At 37.5% G+C, this 18,295-nt stretch carries 14 protein-coding genes and 1 pseudogene; 8 read left to right on the top strand and 7 right to left on the bottom strand.

Going from position 1 to position 18,295, the window contains the following annotated elements:
- Positions 1–10: 10 nt before the first annotated feature.
- Genes HX124_RS13845 through HX124_RS13835 form a run of 3 tightly spaced genes read right to left on the bottom strand, consistent with a single transcriptional unit; the run spans position 11 to position 1,200 of the window.
- On the bottom strand, positions 11–334 hold the full coding sequence (locus HX124_RS13845; RefSeq protein ID WP_286383546.1) for a hypothetical protein: 324 nt from the start codon (positions 332–334) through the stop codon (positions 11–13).
- 9 nt (positions 335–343) lie between these two features.
- On the bottom strand, positions 344–874 hold the full coding sequence (locus HX124_RS13840; RefSeq protein WP_286383545.1) for a GNAT family N-acetyltransferase: 531 nt from the start codon (positions 872–874) through the stop codon (positions 344–346).
- Positions 871–1,200 carry a hypothetical protein gene (locus HX124_RS13835; RefSeq protein ID WP_286383544.1) on the bottom strand — a complete coding sequence of 110 codons (330 nt, stop codon included), beginning with the start codon at positions 1,198–1,200 and terminating at the stop codon, positions 871–873. The genes HX124_RS13840 and HX124_RS13835 overlap by 4 nt, the downstream gene beginning before the upstream one ends.
- 226 nt (positions 1,201–1,426) lie before the next feature.
- Here HX124_RS13835 and purT point away from each other — a divergent pair, with 226 nt between their 5' ends.
- The 6 genes from purT to HX124_RS13805 all read left to right on the top strand — a co-directional run bounded on the left by purT (position 1,427) and on the right by HX124_RS13805 (position 12,359).
- A complete protein-coding gene (gene purT, locus HX124_RS13830; protein WP_286377131.1) occupies positions 1,427–2,644 on the top strand; it encodes a formate-dependent phosphoribosylglycinamide formyltransferase in 1,218 nt (405 codons plus the stop codon).
- Positions 2,645–2,670: 26 nt separating this feature from the next.
- Positions 2,671–5,337 carry a [protein-PII] uridylyltransferase gene (gene glnD, locus HX124_RS13825; protein ID WP_286377130.1) on the top strand — a complete coding sequence of 889 codons (2,667 nt, stop codon included), beginning with the start codon at positions 2,671–2,673 and terminating at the stop codon, positions 5,335–5,337.
- Positions 5,338–5,379: 42 nt separating this feature from the next.
- Positions 5,380–6,549 carry a succinyldiaminopimelate transaminase gene (gene dapC, locus HX124_RS13820; RefSeq protein ID WP_286383542.1) on the top strand — a complete coding sequence of 390 codons (1,170 nt, stop codon included), beginning with the start codon at positions 5,380–5,382 and terminating at the stop codon, positions 6,547–6,549.
- Positions 6,550–6,747: 198 nt separating this feature from the next.
- On the top strand, positions 6,748–7,938 hold the full coding sequence (locus HX124_RS13815) for an efflux RND transporter periplasmic adaptor subunit (RefSeq protein ID WP_286383541.1): 1,191 nt from the start codon (positions 6,748–6,750) through the stop codon (positions 7,936–7,938).
- 1 nt (position 7,939) lies between these two features.
- Positions 7,940–11,056 carry an efflux RND transporter permease subunit gene (locus HX124_RS13810; RefSeq protein ID WP_286383540.1) on the top strand — a complete coding sequence of 1,039 codons (3,117 nt, stop codon included), beginning with the start codon at positions 7,940–7,942 and terminating at the stop codon, positions 11,054–11,056.
- 148 nt (positions 11,057–11,204) lie between these two features.
- Positions 11,205–12,359 carry an IS4 family transposase gene (locus HX124_RS13805; protein WP_286383539.1) on the top strand — a complete coding sequence of 385 codons (1,155 nt, stop codon included), beginning with the start codon at positions 11,205–11,207 and terminating at the stop codon, positions 12,357–12,359.
- 101 nt (positions 12,360–12,460) lie between these two features.
- Here HX124_RS13805 and HX124_RS13800 read toward each other — a convergent pair whose 3' ends face one another.
- The 3 genes from HX124_RS13800 to HX124_RS13790 all read right to left on the bottom strand — a co-directional run bounded on the left by HX124_RS13800 (position 12,461) and on the right by HX124_RS13790 (position 14,287).
- Entirely contained in the window at positions 12,461–12,931 is a 471-nt protein-coding gene (locus tag HX124_RS13800) for an Lrp/AsnC family transcriptional regulator (protein WP_107008754.1), read from the bottom strand.
- Positions 12,932–13,132: 201 nt separating this feature from the next.
- Positions 13,133–13,519, bottom strand: coding sequence for a hypothetical protein (locus HX124_RS13795; protein WP_286383537.1), 387 nt, complete (start codon positions 13,517–13,519; stop codon positions 13,133–13,135).
- Between the two features lie 3 nt (positions 13,520–13,522).
- Positions 13,523–14,287: a glutathione S-transferase family protein gene (locus HX124_RS13790; RefSeq protein ID WP_286383536.1), complete on the bottom strand. Its 765-nt coding sequence runs from the start codon at positions 14,285–14,287 to the stop codon at positions 13,523–13,525.
- A 397-nt stretch (positions 14,288–14,684) separates the two neighbouring features.
- On the opposite strand from HX124_RS13790, the gene ychF reads away from it, so the two are divergent.
- Positions 14,685–15,776, top strand: a complete 1,092-nt coding sequence (gene ychF, locus HX124_RS13785; RefSeq protein WP_107008757.1) for a redox-regulated ATPase YchF — start codon at positions 14,685–14,687, stop codon at positions 15,774–15,776.
- A gap of 206 nt (positions 15,777–15,982) precedes the next feature.
- Positions 15,983–16,116: pseudogene (locus tag HX124_RS18195) on the top strand (hypothetical protein); the annotation flags it as partial.
- 244 nt (positions 16,117–16,360) lie between these two features.
- Here the strand turns inward: HX124_RS18195 and HX124_RS13780 are convergent.
- Positions 16,361–18,229: a SurA N-terminal domain-containing protein gene (locus HX124_RS13780; RefSeq protein ID WP_286383535.1), complete on the bottom strand. Its 1,869-nt coding sequence runs from the start codon at positions 18,227–18,229 to the stop codon at positions 16,361–16,363.
- Positions 18,230–18,295: the final 66 nt, after the last annotated feature.

Below are 18,295 nucleotides of genomic sequence, written 5' to 3'. Positions count from 1 at the left end.
AACTAAGGCTCTAAATAACTAAATAGAAATTCTGATTTTGTTGATATATCTCATTTAATATCTCAATAAATCGCGCTAAAAGACTATTCTGATTTTGATCTATCGTCTTATGCTGTAATTCTGCTAATTTTTCTAAAACCAATGGAATCTCAGCATTGAAAAAAGTCAATGTTGATTCCTCTTCATCTACATAAAATTCTACTTGAATAAAATGATTATCTTTCAGAAGAATATTATGAATAAATAGTTGCTCATATATTTCTTGTTCTAATTCAAATTGTAATACAAGGTCATATTTTTCAAATGGATCTGTACCACTATAAATTGAATACATTTTCAAGCCTCATGAAGCTGTTTTTCGCATTTCAAGCAAACATAAATCGACCTGTGGAATTCCAACATCCGCATCCAATGGATAATCCTCCATCACACCTGTTTGCACATACCCTCGTCTTGCATAAAATGCGATTAATTCTGTACGCACATTGAGTACCCACATCACATATGTTTTCAAATCAGACTGAACATCTGTCGCATATTTTTCAGCATAGTCTAAAACTAATTTTCCCAAACCCTGATTTTGCCAATCAGGTGAAATCGCAAAAGTGCCTATTTCCACTGATAACGCGTCAAAAGTTAACCCAATACACGCCACAACTTGATTGTTTTGCTCAGCAACAAGTAAATGAAAATGACTATTTTGCAACTGTTGTAAAAGCTGAGAAGATGAAATACGCGCGCCTAAAACTAAGTCAGCTTCAGTTGTCCATGTATTCTCATTTTTTTGACGATAAGCTGCATTAATCAAATCAACCAAAGACGAAATATTCGTGAGATCAGCACGATAAAAACCCAATTTATTTAAATCATTCATTTTTTTAAAACTTTATGTATAAACCAAAATAGTATTTCATACAACACAACGTAACAACCTAAAATCGCTAAATAAATCAGTTCTCCATTTTGAGTTGCGTGACATCTTTGCCCTGTAAAACACTTAAAAGCGACATGAAAATAAGTACTGCCCCACAACCATACATACACACTGGTTAAAATGATAAAAATGACCTTCGCCCACACAGGATGAGCACTTTTCAGCATTTTGATACACTGATAAGTACGGATTTGAGCTAAAGCAAATCCCCACAGCCCACAAAATGCTAAACTGAATATCAAAATTAAAACAAAATCTACTTTCATGATCCATCTCTTAAATATAGAGCGTAATTTCGATGAAATTTTGACAAAATAATGCTTTGATCAAGATGTCATGTTTATAACCCCGCATTTTGTTTTCAATTTAACTATTTTGATCTGGTTTATTTTGACCAATTTGTCTAACAAAAACTCGCTTATTTATTACAATCAAGACTTAACACAAGCCTCAGTTCTGCTATGCTTAAGCTCATATATTGACTAAGCACGGATGAATCGCATGAGCGTAACTATTGGCACTCCTCTCCAATCTTCTGCTTTTAAAGTTCTACTTTTAGGCTCTGGTGAACTGGGTAAAGAAGTTGTTATTTCCTTACAACGTTTAGGTGTTGAAGTACATGCCGCAGATCGTTATGAAAATGCACCTGCAATGCAAGTTGCTCATTTTTCTTATGCCTTAAATATGGCAGACCCTGAACAATTAAAAGCATTGATTGAACAAGTCAAACCCAATTTAATTGTGCCTGAAATTGAAGCCATTGCAACGCAAGTTTTAGTTGAAATTGAAGAACAAAATATTGCAACGGTTATTCCTTCTGCAAAAGCAGTAAATTTGACCATGAACCGCGAAGGAATCCGTCGTTTAGCTGCTGAAGAACTCGGTTTACCAACGTCTGCTTATCGTTTTGCAAATAGTTTAGAAAGCTTCCGTGCAGCATGTGACGATATTGGTTATCCAAACTTCGTTAAACCTGTCATGTCTTCATCAGGTAAAGGTCAATCACGCGTTAAAGAGTTTGCTGAAGTTGATGCGGCTTGGGAATATGCGCAAACAGGTGGTCGTGTTAACCAAGGTACTGTCATTGTTGAATCACAGATTGATTTTGACTTTGAAATTACCCTACTGACTGTACGTGCTAAAAACCCAGAAACAGGCGAAGTTGAAACGCATTTCTGTGATGCGATTGGACACCGTCAAGATGCGGGTGACTATGTTGAAAGCTGGCAACCACAAGCCATGACAAATGCAGCTTTAGCAGAAGCACAACGAATTGCCAATAAAGTGACTGTGGCTTTAGGCGGTTGTGGTATTTTCGGAGTAGAACTATTTGTCAAAGGTGATAAAGTGTGGTTTAGTGAAGTTTCTCCTCGTCCACACGACACAGGTTTAGTCACGCTTGCCTCACAATTTCAAAGTGAGTTTGAGTTACATGCACGTGCGATTTTAGGTTTACCTGTAAATACCGAACGTCATAGTACTGCAGCAAGTGCCGTGATTTACGCAGGCGTAGATGCCACAAATTTATCATTTTCTGGCTTAAATCTTGCATTACAAAATCCTGCTACAGATTTACGAATTTTTGGCAAACCTGAAGGATTTAAACGTCGTCGTATGGGTGTGGCAACTGCACGTGCAGAAACAACAGACCAAGCACGTACATTAGCATATGAAGCAGCGTCAAAAGTCACTGTTCAATTGAATAAATAGTTTTAAAACTTGCGGACAATAATTTTATGATCAACACCTCTCCTCTGTTGAACTACGTCAGTAGTCTCCACGATATTAAAGCGATTAATCAATGGCGTACTGATGTCGAACAACAGCTACAAGAGGCATTTGATCAGGGTCAGCCGATCCGAGATATTATTCATTGTCGTTCAAACTTTATTGATGAAGCCCTCATTTTCCTTTGGGAACATGTTGGGCTGCATCAAACTGATCTCAGTTTATTTGCCGTTGGCGGTTATGGTCGCCGTGAAATGCTGCCTTATTCTGATGTTGACATTATGATCTTGTCTGAGTCTGAATTGAATACAGAACAAGAACAGATGGTTTCAAGTTTTATTTCTTCACTTTGGGATGTTGGTAATTTCAAACCGGGCGTCAGTGTTCGTACGATTCAAAGTTGTTTTGAACAAGCAACCAATGACTTAACTGTAGCTACAGCCTTGATTGAAGCTCGCTTGATTACAGGCAATACCCAATTGACCAAATGGCCACGCCGCGTGGTCTCACAAACATGGACAGATAAAACCTTTTTTGATGCAAAAATGGACGAACAAGCTCGCCGTTATGCACAACATAATCATACTGAAAGCAACCTAGAGCCAGACATTAAAAATGCACCCGGAGGCATCCGAGATATTAATCAAATCGGTTGGATTGCTAAACGACATTTTCGAGTCAATCGTATTTATGACCTAGTACATTTGGGTTTTATTTCTGAGTTTGAACTCGCAGTTTTAGAAAATGCAGAAAATTTTCTTTGGGAAATTCGCCATCATTTACATCGTTTAACCAAACGAGATGAAAACCGCTTATTATTTGACTATCAACGTGAAATAGCCAACATTTTTGGTTATAAAAAACAAGAAGGTAAACACATCAATTACCCGATTGAACAATTTATGAAACGTTATTATCGTACAGCTCAACAAGTGTCTACACTGAATGAAATGTTGTTGTCGTATTTTAATGAGTCAGTCATTACCCCACGCTTACCAAACTACGAACGTAAAATTGAAAATATTAATGAGAATTTTAAACTGGTGGATGGCAAACTTGCTGTACAACACCATAAAATTTTTGCAGAGAAACCAAGTGCAATTTTAGAAATTTTCTATTTATTGGCAAATCGTCCTGAAATCGAAGGCATACGTGCCCGTACCTTACGCTTACTGACTTTAGCAGCAAAACGTATTAATCAAAATTTCCGTGATAACCCTGCACACCAAGCCTTATTTATGGCAATTATTCGTTCACCACATCGTCTTTATGACACCATGGTGGCAATGAAACGTTATGGTGTACTAGGTAATTACATTCCTGCATTTGGTCAAATCATGGGCTTAATGCAATATGACTTATTTCACATCTATACCGTTGATGCACATACACTTTTACTCATCCGCAATTTAAATCGTTTTAAAGCACCAGAGTTTGCAAAAGACTATCCTGTGGTCAGTTCTGTATTTCAGCGTTTAGTACGCCGAGATATTGTTTTCCTTGCTGCTTTGTTCCATGACATCGCGAAAGGTCGTGGTGGTGATCACAGTGAATTAGGTGCTGAAGATGCGATTGTATTCTGTCGTGCACATGGTTTTACGGAACGCGAATGTAATTTAGTTGCTTGGCTGATTCAAAATCATTTATTGATGTCCATCACGGCACAGAAAAAAGATATTTCCGACCCTGATGTAGTGAAAGAGTTTGCTGAAAAACTGGGCGACATGGAGCATTTAGATTATCTCTACACACTCACTGTCGCTGATATTAACGCAACCAATCCTAAACTTTGGAATACTTGGCGCGCGTCTCTGATGCGTCAATTGTATACGCATGCACGTGATGTGATTCGTTCTGGTTTAGGAAGACCCGTTGACTATCAAATGCTGATTGAGGACACAAAGTTTTCAGCCAGTGAAGTATTGGTTGATGAATTCCCACTCGATCAAGTTGAACAAGTCTGGCAAGAACTTGGGGATGAATATTTCTTAAAAGAATCAGCCGATGAAATTGCATGGCACACGCGCGCTATTTTGCAGCATGGTGACAACCCTGCACCATTAGTGCTCATGCGTGCGCACCGTAAAGCAGCACAAGATGCTGTGCAAATCTTTATTTATACCCAAGATAAGCCGAACTTATTTGCAACGACAGTCGCTATTTTGGATCGTATGAATTTAGATGTTCAAGATGCTCGTATTATCACTGCAACCAAAGCATTTAGTTTGGATACTTACGTTGTTCTTGACCGTTTCGGTACACTGCTTACAGATCCTGAACGTGAAGAAACTGTAAAACAGGCATTGATCAATGCACTCAGTAATTCAGATAAATATCCGGGCTTAATGCAACGTCGCATTCCTCGTCAACTGCGTCATTTTGATATTGAAAATACTGTAGATATCACTTTGAATGAAGCTTTACAGCAAAACATGGTTGAGATTTCTACACTCGATCAACCTGGTTTATTGGCACGTGTGGGTGGTCTATTTATGATGCAAGGCTTAGATATTCATTCTGCACGTATCGCTACATTAGGTGAAAAAGCAGAAGATATTTTCTTTGTGACTAAAAAAGATGGTACGCCTTTAAATGATGCAGAATCAGAAATTTTTGTCGCGCAACTCAAAGCTGCTTTGGATGAAGCTTCAAATCAAATTTCCATTCAACATTAATACTTTGTTTTAACTTAATTTTTATATCATGGTAATTGTTTCATGAACTCTAGTTTGTCTTTATTACATCCATATCCGTTTGAGAAGTTAGCTCAACTTTTTAAGGATGTAAAACCTGCTGATTTCCCTTTAATTCCACTATCCATTGGGGAACCCAAGCATCCTGCACCAGAGTTTGTGAAACAAGCAATCATTGATAATTTTCAGCACTTATCAACTTATCCAAACAGTAAAGGTCTGCCTGAACTGCGCCAAAGTATCGCAAATTGGTTAACACAACGCTTTCAACTCAACACCATCAGCGCAGAAGAACAGGTTTTACCTGTGACGGGCACACGAGAAGGTATTTTCTCTTTTGTTCAAGCCTTGATTAATCGTGATGATGCACCTTATGTCGTCATGCCAAACCCTTTTTATCAAATTTATGAGGGTGCAACATTACTGGCAGGCGCAAAACCTTACTTTATCAATTGCACTGAAGAAAATGGCTATCTTGGTGATTTTGATGCAGTTCCTGCCGAAGTCTGGGAAAAAACGGCATTACTTTTTGTTTGTACACCAGGCAACCCTACGGGTACGGTTTTATCTAAAGAACAATTTAAAAAACTGATTGCCCTTTCGGATCAATATAATTTCGTCATTGCCTCAGATGAATGTTACTCAGAACTTTGGTTCGATGAAGCACCTGTCGGATTACTCGAAGTTTGTGCCGAAATGGGACGTGATGATTACAAAAATTGTGTCGTATTCCATTCTCTTTCAAAACGTTCAAACTTACCGGGTATGCGTTCTGGCTTTGTTGCTGGTGACGCCAACTTACTCAAACCGTATTTAAAATTCCGTACTTATCATGGCGCTGCCATGCCTGTACAACACCAATTGGCTTCAATCGCCGCTTGGAATGACGAAAGTCACGTTGAAGAAAATCGTAAATTATATCGTGCCAAATTTGAATTATTTCAAAGTGAATTAGGTCATCTTCTCCCTTTACAAAAACCAGATGCAGGTTTTTATTACTGGTTAAAGGTAGATCATGATGAAGAATTTGCCAAAATGTTAATGGAAAAAGCACACATTAAAGTACTACCAGGACGATATTTATCTCGTGATACTGCGCAAGGTAATCCCGGTGCAGGACATGTTCGTATGGCATTGGTTGCAGATATTTCACAATGTGAACAAGCAATTCAACGCTTAAAAGCGATTCTCTAAATTGTAACGCAGTTAATTCCGTTATTTTTCTTCAAAATAACCTGCAATAACTATCGCAATATATTGAATCCAATAAAAAGCCCATGCTGACTGTATGGGCTTTATTTTATGGAAAATAACTTGGGAATGTATTTTCTATCTTGCCAATGATTGTTGGCTTAGACATACTGAATCATCTCAAGGAATTTATAAATAAAAATGAAATCGCATGACCCTTTGCAGCGTAAAAGCTTCATTTCAAAATACTGGTTTATCATTGCTGCCATATTAATAATTTTGGTTGTCGCTTTTTTATTGTTTAAGACTGTAACGAAAAAAGAAAAAGTTACACAAGAAAAAACCTCAACAACTGAAACAAAAGCTGCTCTTACCGTGAGTGTGATCCAACCTGAACGACAAAATTGGAAGCAAACACTTACAGCAAATGGAAATATCGCAGCATGGCAAGAAGTCGTTATCGGCAGTGAACTTTCAGGACAACGGATCAGCAAAGTTTATGTCAATGTTGGTGACAGCGTAAAACGCGGGCAAGTACTGGCTGAAATTAACAATGAGAGTATTCGCGCAGATTTGGCTTCTGCCCAAGCCAATTATGCTGAAGCACAAGCCACACTGGCTGAGGCAAGCAGTAATAACAAACGTTTCCAACAACTAAAAGACACAGGTGCAATCTCTGCGCGTGAGGTGATGCAGTATCAAACTTCACAAAATACTGCACAAGCACGTTTAGATGCAGCAGAAGCCCAGATTGAAAGTAATCAATTACGACTAACACAAACGCATGTGGTCGCACCTGATCATGGGGTAATTTCAGCACGTACTGCAACAGTCGGTTCTCTCGCACAAACAGGACAAGAACTGTTCCGTATGATTCGTGATGATCGTTTAGAGTGGCGTGCCGAAATCACAGCCACCGACTTATATAAACTTAAACAAGGTATGACCGCACAAATTACCTCACCCGATCCTAGTCAGGCGAAGATTGTTGGAACAGTGCGTATGATTGCACCTGTGATCGACCCACAAACACGTTATGGCTTAGTTTATGTTGATTTACCAAATACAGATGCAGTTCGTATGGGTATGTTTGTTAAAGGTGAATTTGATTTAGGTGAAAAACCTGCTCTCACTGTGCCTCAGTCTGCTGTGTTACTCCGTGATGGTTTTGCTTATGTCTTTATTGTTGATCAAAATAATCGTGTCATGCAGAAAAAAATCACCACAGCACGTCGTTTGAATGATCGCATCGAAGTTCTAGATTTAGCTGATAATGTCAAATTGGTTGCTTCAGGAACAAGTTTCTTAGCTGATGGTGATTTAGTCAAAATTGGACAAGCGATTCCTGATACACCGCTTACACAACAACTCATGCCAAATCAGGAGAAATAAGATGAATTTCTCCGCATGGTCGATCCGCAATCCGATTCCCAGTATTTTATTATTTATCATGTTGGGTTTAGCTGGGTTTCTCTGTTTTCACTGGATGAAAGTTCAACAATTTCCTGATATTGAACTGCCTATGGTGACTGTGACTGCATCTCTCCCAGGAGCTGCTCCACCTCAGCTTGAAACAGAAGTTGCACGCAAAATTGAAAACTCGATTGCCAATATTCAAGGTTTAAAAAATCAATATGCAAGTATCCGTGATGGTGTCGTCACGGTTACCGCAGAGTTTCAACTAGAAAAACCGCTACAAGAAGCCGTCGATGATGTACGTAATGCAGTTTCACAAATTCGTTCCGATCTGCCTGCGGACTTACGTGATCCGATTGTCAGTAAAATCAATCTTTCTGGTTCTCCTATTCTGACCTATACCATTCAATCACCAAAAATGGATGAAGAGGCATTGTCATGGTTTGTTGACTATGACATTAGCCGTGCCATGTTACAGGTCAAAGGCGTCGGCGCTGTTTCACGTGTCGGCGGTGTAACACGCCAAATTGATGTGGAACTCGACCCTGAAAAGCTCTTGGCACTCAATGCAACTGCTACAGATATTACTCGTCAACTGCGTTTAACCCAACAAGAAGCATCTGGTGGTCAAACCAAAATTGGTGGTAGTGAACAATCTATTCGAACCATTGCTACAGTACAAACGGCTGCTGAAATTGCAGCGATGGATATCGCACTAAGTGATGGTCGCCATATTCGCCTCGACCAAGTTGCTACAATTCATGATGGAATCGCTGAGCGACGTTCAGCCGCTTTGCTCAATGGACAATCGGTAATTGGTTTTGAAATTACCCGTAGCAAAGGTGCCAGTGAAGTTGATGTAGAAAAAGGTGTCATACAAGCTTTAGATAAACTCAAAGCCAATCATCCTGATATCAAAATTACCGAAGCATTTAACTTTGTTAAACCTGTAGAAGAAAACTATAAAGGTTCAATGTCTTTGCTATATGAAGGTGCCATTTTAGCTATTTTAGTGGTCTGGCTATTTTTACGCGACTGGCGAGCAACGCTGATTGCAGCGACTGCACTTCCTTTATCGATCTTACCTGCTTTGATTGGGATGTACTATCTGGGTTTCACCTTAAATATGGTCACCCTGCTTGCACTCTCTTTAGTGGTCGGGATTTTAGTCGATGATGCAATTGTTGAAATTGAAAATATCATACGGCATCTCAGGATGGGGAAAACACCGTATGAAGCTGCGATGGAAGCTGCCGATGAAATTGGTTTAGCAGTGATCGCCACAACCTTTACGCTGATTGCAGTTTTTCTTCCCACTGCGTTTATGAGCGGTATTGCTGGAAAATTTTTCGTACAATTTGGTTGGACAGCAGCGCTTGCTATTTTTGCATCACTTTTGGTCGCACGATTACTCACACCAATGATGTCTGCTTATATACTCAAACCTTGGGTTGGCAAAATTGAAACCCATGCACATCTTGCAGATACACCACAACAAGATGGTGGTGATCAGGCATTAGCACAAGACCGTGCCCAAGATGGACGTGTCATGCAGCTTTATATGCGTATGGTCACTTGGTGTTTAAATCATCGTTGGATAACTATTTCGAGTGCTATTGTCTTTTTCATTGGCTCTCTGATGCTCATTCCCTTACTTCCTACAGGTTTTGTACCTCCCCCTGATACTGGGCAAACACAAGTACGTTTAGAACTTGCACCTGGTTCACAATTTATTGAAACTTTAAAAACAGCCGAATACGCACGCCTATTAATTAAAGACAATCCTGATATTAAAAGTGTCTATACCACCATTGGTGGCGGTGCAGCAGGAAGTGATCCTTTTGCAGGTTCAGCCTCTGAACCTCGTAAAGCAACTTTAACCATTCAAACGACAGCGCGTGCTGATCGTGATACAAGCCTACAAGATATTGAACTTGATATACGTAAACGCCTAGAACCTTTAGCAGGAGCGCGCGTTCAGGTTGGTATTGCGGGTAATAATAGCCAATATCAAATTGCACTATCAGGTGATGACCCTGAGACTTTAGTCAGTACAGCACGTCAACTCGAACGTGAAATTCGTACCATTCCAAATATTGGCAGTATTACATCTAGTGCAGCACTGGTACGTCCTGAATTGGTGATTCGTCCTGACTTTGCCAAAGCTGCAGACTTAGGCATTACCACACAAAATATTGCTGAAACTGTTCGCATTGCAACAGCAGGTGATTTTGATCAAAACTTGGCAAAACTCAATTTATCACAACGTCAAATTCCGATTGTCATTCAGCTACCACTTTCTGCACGTCAAGACCAAGACTTGATTAAACGCTTAATGATCACAGGTAGCAAAGGTCCTGTCATGTTGGGCAATATCGCCGATGTCAATATTGAAAGTGGTCCATCACAAATTGATCGTTTCAACCGCTTGCGTAATATCAACTTCAACATTGAGTTGAACAATCAACCCTTGGGGGATATTGCAGCAGCAGTTGACCAACTCCCTACGATGAAAAATCTACCACCTACAGTGAAACGTACCAATATTGGTGATGCAGAAGTCATGCAGGAACTTTTTGCAAGCTTTGGTTTAGCGATGCTGACTGGTATCCTGTGTATCTATGTAGTTTTAGTATTGTTATTTAAAGACTTTTTACAACCCATTACGATTCTGGTTGCACTTCCTCTAGCTTTAGGTGGCGCATTTGTATTACTTCTTTTAGCCAACAGCAGTTTTTCTATGCCAAGTTTAATTGGCTTAATTATGCTGATGGGAATCGCCAGTAAAAACTCTATCTTGTTGGTGGACTATGCCATTATTGCCAAAGATGAAAAGTCCTATTCAAGAATCAATGCCCTTTTGGATGCTTGTCATAAACGCGCACGCCCAATCATCATGACAACCTTGGCAATGGGTGCAGGTATGTTACCGATTGCTTTGGGTATCGGCACGGATCCAAGTTTTAGAGCGCCTATGGCGATTTCGGTCATTGGAGGATTAATTACCAGTACATTCTTATCTTTACTGGTAGTTCCTGTTGTTTATACCTTTATTGACGATATCAATCGTAAAATTCGAGGTCTAAAAAGATAAAAACTATCTGTAATAAACATTAAAAATCATGTTTATAAGATCACTCATCATCACTGCTGTCCCATAGTTTGATTTAAATAAAAAAGCCTGAGTCCAAATTGTTAAAATATAAGTGCCAACCAACACTTTAACGATAAGGACACGGGCTTTGTCACATCAGAATACTGTATTTCATCAATTACTCAAACCCATTTTAAGACAAGATTTTGAACGCCTTGCAAAACAACATCATCAAGGACAAAAACTAAGATCTGCGACTCGATGGGATCAATTTATTGCTCTATTAATGTCCCAACTATCATGTCGTCAAAGCTTGAGAGACATTGAATCCAATCTCGAATCACAACAGGAAAAGCTTGATCACTTAGGTGCCAAAAGAATTGCACGAAGTACGCTAGCTAGATTGAATGAAGAACAGCCTAGCAGCTTATATCAGCAATTGTTTAATCAGCTGCTCAAGCATTGTGAAAATTCAAAGGTTGCACATAAATTTCGGTTTAAAAATCCACTATATTCACTTGATGCAAGCCATATTGATCTTTCATTGTCATTATGTGAATGGGCAAAAGTACATGAATCCAAAGCCAGTATAAAACTGACTATTGGATTAAATCATAGTAATACCATTCCTGAATTTGTTGCACTTGGAGACGGGATTGAAAATGATATGGTGCAAGGCAGACGACTCAAATTTCCGTCTGGAAGTGTTGTAGTATTTGATAAGGGATATGTTGATTATCAGTGGTTTGCAGAGATGAGCAAAGAAAAGGTTAGCTTTGTGACACGCTTGAGACCAAAGACTGTTTATACGGTAAAGTCCAAACAAGATGTATTAGCTTGCAAAGGTATTCTTGCGGATGAATATATTGAGTTGAGTAGTGACTATGCAAAAAAGCGTGGTGCACCAAGACGACTAAGACGAATAGAATTCTATGATGCAGATAAGAAAAGGACATTTGAGTTTCTAAGCAATAACTTTCATTTGGCTGCATCGACCATTGCAGCAATTTACAAAGATCGCTGGAAAGTGGAGCTATTTTTCAAAGCAATTAAGCAAAACCTAAAATTAAAATCGTTTCTGGGTCGAAGCCGTAATGCAATACAAACACAAATATGGATCGCCTTAATTGCTTATTTACTGGTAAGTTTTGCACAACATATGGCACAGGAGGGATGGAGTGTTCAAAGATTATTAAGGATTATTCAAGTGAATTTATTTGAAAGAAAACTTTTAAAAGCTCTGTTTTTACCTGAAAAAAAGTGGAATAAACAACAAGAACCTCAATTGAGGTTCTTATTTTAATAATTGTGGGACAGCAGTGACTCATCATCGCCTTAAAGAGAAGTTCGCTTCTCTTTTTTTCTTACAGATTGCATTTTTTAACTTTGTTTTATTTTCAAAAACTAAACTCGACTCAATAAACCACTACAATTAAAAACATTATATTCTTTAATCACAAAGCTTGAATGTAAAGCCACGACAAACTCTATTTTACCAATACGTTTGAGCAAAATTTCACTATAATTTTCCATATCTTTAGCCACAACTTCAACTAAAAAGTCAGCAGACTGACCTGTCACCAAAAAAGCATTGATCACTTCGGGAATATTTTCCAATTCTTCTAAAAATTTTGCAAAAGTATCCGTATCATGTTTACTTAGAGAAACCTGTAAAATAACATGCAGTTTAAAGCCCAGTTTTTCGTAATTAATATCACGTTTTAAATTCGTCATGATATTAGTTTCAATAAGATGCTTAATACGACGATGCACCGAACTCACTGATAAATTGATCCGTTCTGACAACTCATTAAGATTAATATCTTCATGTGTCAAAATTTCAAGAATTTGTTTGTCATAACGGTCAAGCTCCATTATCAGCTCCTCTACAACTATTCAATATTTATAATAAAATCCATAACTTGACCTAAATAGATCAACTCTTTTGCTTATAACACAATAAGCGTTTTAATACGAATTGAAAGACTTCTTTCTCTTTAAGTATAGCGTAGTATATTTGAGAAATTTTTTCTTATTATTTTATTTTTTTGGTAATTTTTTCCAAAATGAATCGTTTTATCGACACCATTTAAACAAAACTGCTTGTACATCATAAACGGTCATTGCACGTGTTAAAGTTTGATCTTTTTGTACTAAATGCTCAAGCAGTTCCATAAAAAACTCGACCATTAATACTTTTTGTTTTTCCAAATCATATTTATTAAGCAAAGTGATATTCAATAGGACATTATAGTTTTCAAAATCTAAATCACGATCATTTTCTAGATGATCTTGATAAGTTAAAAAAAAGTCATAATCAAATTCTTTTAAATTTAAAATACCAAAGTAAGCGTTTTTATTTTCGTTTTCCTTTAAATTTAGCCTCAAAATTTCATTTAAATACCCCACCAATTGCACAAGATGAGTTTCACAATAGAATGCACATTGGTAACTTACAGACATACCTTATATACCACGCCAGTCAACACGAGCATTACGCTCAGAATTATAAATACGCTGCACATATTGTCCAATCGGTAAATTTAACAAACTTTGTTTGTACTGTTTTACCTCATCAGAAACATGTAACTCACTTTCCACTTCCCACGGCGTTCCATTTAAATACAATAAAGGTGCGAGCATTGAACAGACGGCAATATCTGCCAAACCTAAACGATCTCCAACCAAATATCGACACTGATTTTCGATCAATTTTGCATTCAGTTGTTGAATCATTTCATCCATTTTAGACTTAGATTCAGAAACTTTCTCAATATCCAACTGATAACTCTTTGAAACTAAAGTTTTTAAAATTGGTTTAGATATTTTTTCAAATTGGCGTAAATAACCTTTTTCACCCAACATAATCTCTAAAGGCTCGTCACTGGTTGACAATGCTTGTGCCAACCCCCAACGGCGCACATGTGCTCCTAACTCATTAGAAAGTGTATTAATTTCCAAAGCTTGTTGACGCAAATGTGGATCTAAACGCAATAAAGCATGTTCAGGATAAGTATCATCCAAATATAAAGCGATCTCAGTTGAATCGGCGATCCAACGTTCACTATCCTTAAGAATAGGCAGCTTATTTTGCCCTGTTTTCAGTTGAGCAAAAGCACGATGTACGCCAGGGATTAAATTTTGCGCTACAAAATCTAGTTCTTTATGATCAAGTAACCAACGTGCTTTTTCACAATAATGCGATAAAGGAAATTGGTAAAGAATGCGCATATAATCTCCAAATTATTTTTCTAATCAAAGCTTTAGGATAAATCCAAGTGATTACATCTACTTTAACTTTTCACTTTAAAAATTACAATGTACTTTTTGTTCAAAAATTTTGGTAAATAGTCAATTCTGTCTCATTTATTATTGAAGCTCACTTGTATTTTGCTCGATAAATAACGTGATTAAGTTAATAACTAATGTTACGCATTGGATTTAAATTAAATAGCTGAAAAAAGCAAAAGCTAAAAATATTGTGGATTCACAAAAAGATTGATTTGTTCCAGAAGTCCCTTAAAGGTATTTTGAATTGTTTTGAAATCTTACATCTGAGACCTGACTTTACTATGGCTTTCATGTAAAATCATCGGCAATTTTTATATAACACTTTGTGAGTCATTTCATGGGTTTTAATTGCGGTATTGTCGGCTTGCCGAACGTTGGTAAATCTACACTTTTCAATGCATTGACAAAAGCTGCTATTGCTGCGGAAAACTTTCCATTCTGTACCATCGAACCAAATACAGGTATCGTTCCAGTTCCAGACCCACGTTTAGACAAATTAACCGCGATTGTTAAACCACAACGTGTCATTCCAACAACAATGGAATTTGTAGATATTGCAGGTTTAGTTGCAGGCGCATCAAAAGGTGAAGGCTTAGGCAACCAATTCCTTGCAAATATCCGCGAAACTGATGCTATTGCACATGTTGTTCGTTGCTTTGAAGACGAAAATGTCATTCATGTAAATGGTAAAATTGATCCTCTAGACGACATTGCAACGATTAATACCGAACTTGCACTTGCTGATTTAGAAACAGTCACGAAAGCAGTCACACGTTTAGCAAAATCTGCAAAAGGTGGTGACAAAGAAGCTGTTGCAACTAAAGCGGTATTAGACAAAATTTTACCTCTCCTTGATGAAGGTAAACCTGCACGTGCAGCAGATTTAGATGATGATGAGCGTAAACTTGTTCGTGGTTTTGGTTTAATGACTTTAAAACCAACCATGTATATCGCGAACGTTGCAGAAGATGGTTTTGAAAATAACCCACATTTAGAAGCTGTTAAAAAGTTAGCTGCTGAAGAAAATGCGATTGTTGTTCCACTTTGCAACCAAATCGAAGCTGAAATTTCATTACTTGAAGATGAAGACCGTGCTGAATTCCTAGAAGCTTTAGGAATGGAAGAGCCTGGTTTAAATGTAGTGATTCGTGCAGGTTATGGTCTTCTTGGCTTACAAACTTACTTTACAGCAGGTGTGCAAGAAGTACGCGCTTGGACTGTTAAAATTGGTGCTACAGCACCACAAGCTGCTGGTGTGATTCATACTGACTTTGAAAAAGGCTTTATTCGTGCTGAATGTGTTGCTTACAATGACTTTGTACAATACAACGGTGAAAATGGTGCCAAAGAAGCAGGTAAATGGCGTTTAGAAGGTAAAACTTACGTTGTTCAAGATGGTGATGTTTTACATTTCCGCTTTAATGTATAAGCCATTTTTAAACTTTTAATTATTGTTGAGATTAAAGCATCCTTATTTGGATGCTTTAATTTTTTAAAATCTTAATACAAGCTTAAATAACTGTAATCTATAATATTTTTAATATAATCAAACAACACTTTACACCTAACACACTACAATAATTTCTCTTATATTTACTTTAAGGTACTTTCACCTTATTTCATGCAGGTCTAATCATGAAAAAATTCACACAATTTTTTTCCGTCAGTATCCTTTCTATTTTACTCAGTGCCACTGCGTTTGCCTGCCCTATAAGGAACCACTCTCTCTGGGGGCACAGGTCCCAAACATAAAGGAGGAAAATGTATTCTCATTCAAAATAATCACAATCTAAGCAAACAACAAACAACCCATAAAATAACTACAAATCAATCCTCTACACATAAAGTAGAAAGCACGATACCAACGCAAACAAAAAATACGCATGCATCGACTTAACACCTCAACTGAATACCGTAATATTTTCCCCTCAGAAAATCTCTAGCTTTTAACCTTATTTAAATAAAAAACCCCAGTCGCAACTGAGGTTTTTTTATTTAACTTTAAATATGCAATTATTTAATTTTTGCTTTCGATTTTAAATATTGCGTATAGTCTTCTAACAATTGCTGACCACGAAGTTGTTGATATAATCTCGTCAACTCTTGTGCCTGTGTTGGATCTAAACCATCAACAGGTGCTTTTTTCACTTCTGAAACAGCAACCACCACCATTTCATTAGGTAAAGTTGTTGTTGTTACAGACCACATTCCTGCTTTAGGCGCTGTCAAACTAAAAGCTGCACGCTCAATTTCACGCTTTAAACCTTGTGAACGCGTAAATGTTCCCGCAGATTCAAAATGAAATGGATATTTTGCTAAAACTTCTTGTGCAGGTAACTTTTTAAAGTCAGCCAACATATTTTCAATTTTAGCTTTTGCTGCTGTTGCTGCTTTAACTTGAATTAATTGAGCCTTAACACGTGCAGTTGCCTGAGCAAGTGGCTGTACACCTGCGGCATGATATTCACGTACTTTAACCCAAACTGTACTGCCATCTGCGAGTTGAATGCTACTTGATACATTCTTGTCGCCATTTTTAACATCATCACTAAATAGTTTTGCTTTGACACTTGGGTTTGCTAAAACAGGATTTTGAGTTGCAACTGTAACAGCTTTAGCAGACTCAATTTTTGCTGTTTTTACTTCACTTGGAACAATATCCAAAGCGTCATTACTGACAACTTGCTCATTTAAACTATTTACAGTATCTGCAAATAAATTTGCTGACTTCGCCTTTAATACTTCTGCGGTTAAATCTGCTTTTTTGGCTTCAAATGATGGTACATCGCCTGCAACGGTATGAACCTCAATAATATGATATCCATATTGTGTTTTAACTGGTCGTGTAATTTCATCATTTTTTGCAGATTTTACAGCATTATCAAAGTTTTCATCAAATACACCTTCAGTATAAGACTCAACTAAACCGCCCTTCGTTTTTGAAGAAGGATCTTCTGAATACTGAGCAGCTGCTTGCGCAAATGTTACACCACCTTTGATTTTACTATAGACATCATTCGCCAATTTTTCTGCTTGTTCTGCAGTACGATTGTCTGTTGTAATTAAGATATGTTTCACTTCACGTGTTGCATTTTTTTTCTGCTGATCTACAAAAGCGGTATAAGCTTTTTGTAATTCTGCATCTGATACTGCTGCATTTGGCTGTGCCAACATCGCTGGTGTTAAAACCACATAATCAACATCGACAGAAGCAACCTGCTTAAATTTGTTTTGATGTTTATTGTAATAATCCGCAATTTCTTGGCTGCTTACTTTTACATTTTGTTTATATTCATCTAGATTTACGCTTGCTAACTGAAGTGTACGCTGTTCCGTTTGTAAGTTTGCAATTTGTTGTAAATCTTGCTTACTTACTAAAGCATTATCCGTAAAGGTACTCATTAATGTTTTTAAAGCATGATCTTGACGTACATTCGCAATCAAGGCAGCACTTGTCATACCAACTGAACGTAAGTAGTTTTCATATAATTGTTGAGAAAATTTACCATTTTCTTGAAAACTAGGCTGTTGTGCCAACATCTGTTCAATCTGAGCATCACTTAAAGAAATCCCTAGTTTCTCTGCATGTTGGATTAACAAGGCACGAGCCACTAAACCATCTAAAGCAGCATTTTGAATAAATGAATGATTTAATAATGATTCATCACCATTTACCATTGATAGATACTGATCTTTAAATGCTTTTGTTTGCGCTTCTAAATCTTTATTAGAAATGTCTTGACCATTTACAGTCTTCGCCACATCCGCTTTATTTCCCCCACTAAAATAACCTTCAATACCGACCAATGCTAATGGAGTCAAAAATAAAACGAGTAGGACTTTTCCGAGCCAACCTTTTATGACTTTACGAAACGATTCCATAAATCTTCCAATATTTTATTTGCTAGGGAGTTTAACTGATATTCATATATGAATGAATGCGCTAAG

The sequence above is a fragment of the Acinetobacter sp. 226-1 genome (assembly GCF_030329325.1).
GTDB classification, from domain to species: domain Bacteria; phylum Pseudomonadota; class Gammaproteobacteria; order Pseudomonadales; family Moraxellaceae; genus Acinetobacter; species Acinetobacter sichuanensis.
This window is presented reverse-complemented; position numbering and strand designations above follow the sequence as displayed.

Coding starts and splice junctions, on each gene's coding strand:
- HX124_RS13845 (WP_286383546.1), bottom strand. CDS start 334: ATGTATTCAATTTATAGTGGTACAGATCCATTTGAAAAATATGACCTT.
- HX124_RS13840 (WP_286383545.1), bottom strand. CDS start 874: ATGAATGATTTAAATAAATTGGGTTTTTATCGTGCTGATCTCACGAAT.
- HX124_RS13835 (WP_286383544.1), bottom strand. CDS start 1,200: ATGAAAGTAGATTTTGTTTTAATTTTGATATTCAGTTTAGCATTTTGT.
- purT (WP_286377131.1), top strand. CDS start 1,427: ATGAATCGCATGAGCGTAACTATTGGCACTCCTCTCCAATCTTCTGCT.
- glnD (WP_286377130.1), top strand. CDS start 2,671: ATGATCAACACCTCTCCTCTGTTGAACTACGTCAGTAGTCTCCACGAT.
- dapC (WP_286383542.1), top strand. CDS start 5,380: ATGAACTCTAGTTTGTCTTTATTACATCCATATCCGTTTGAGAAGTTA.
- HX124_RS13815 (WP_286383541.1), top strand. CDS start 6,748: ATGAAATCGCATGACCCTTTGCAGCGTAAAAGCTTCATTTCAAAATAC.
- HX124_RS13810 (WP_286383540.1), top strand. CDS start 7,940: ATGAATTTCTCCGCATGGTCGATCCGCAATCCGATTCCCAGTATTTTA.
- HX124_RS13800 (WP_107008754.1), bottom strand. CDS start 12,931: ATGGAGCTTGACCGTTATGACAAACAAATTCTTGAAATTTTGACACAT.
- HX124_RS13795 (WP_286383537.1), bottom strand. CDS start 13,519: ATGTCTGTAAGTTACCAATGTGCATTCTATTGTGAAACTCATCTTGTG.
- HX124_RS13790 (WP_286383536.1), bottom strand. CDS start 14,287: ATGCGCATTCTTTACCAATTTCCTTTATCGCATTATTGTGAAAAAGCA.
- ychF (WP_107008757.1), top strand. CDS start 14,685: ATGGGTTTTAATTGCGGTATTGTCGGCTTGCCGAACGTTGGTAAATCT.
- HX124_RS13780 (WP_286383535.1), bottom strand. CDS start 18,229: ATGGAATCGTTTCGTAAAGTCATAAAAGGTTGGCTCGGAAAAGTCCTA.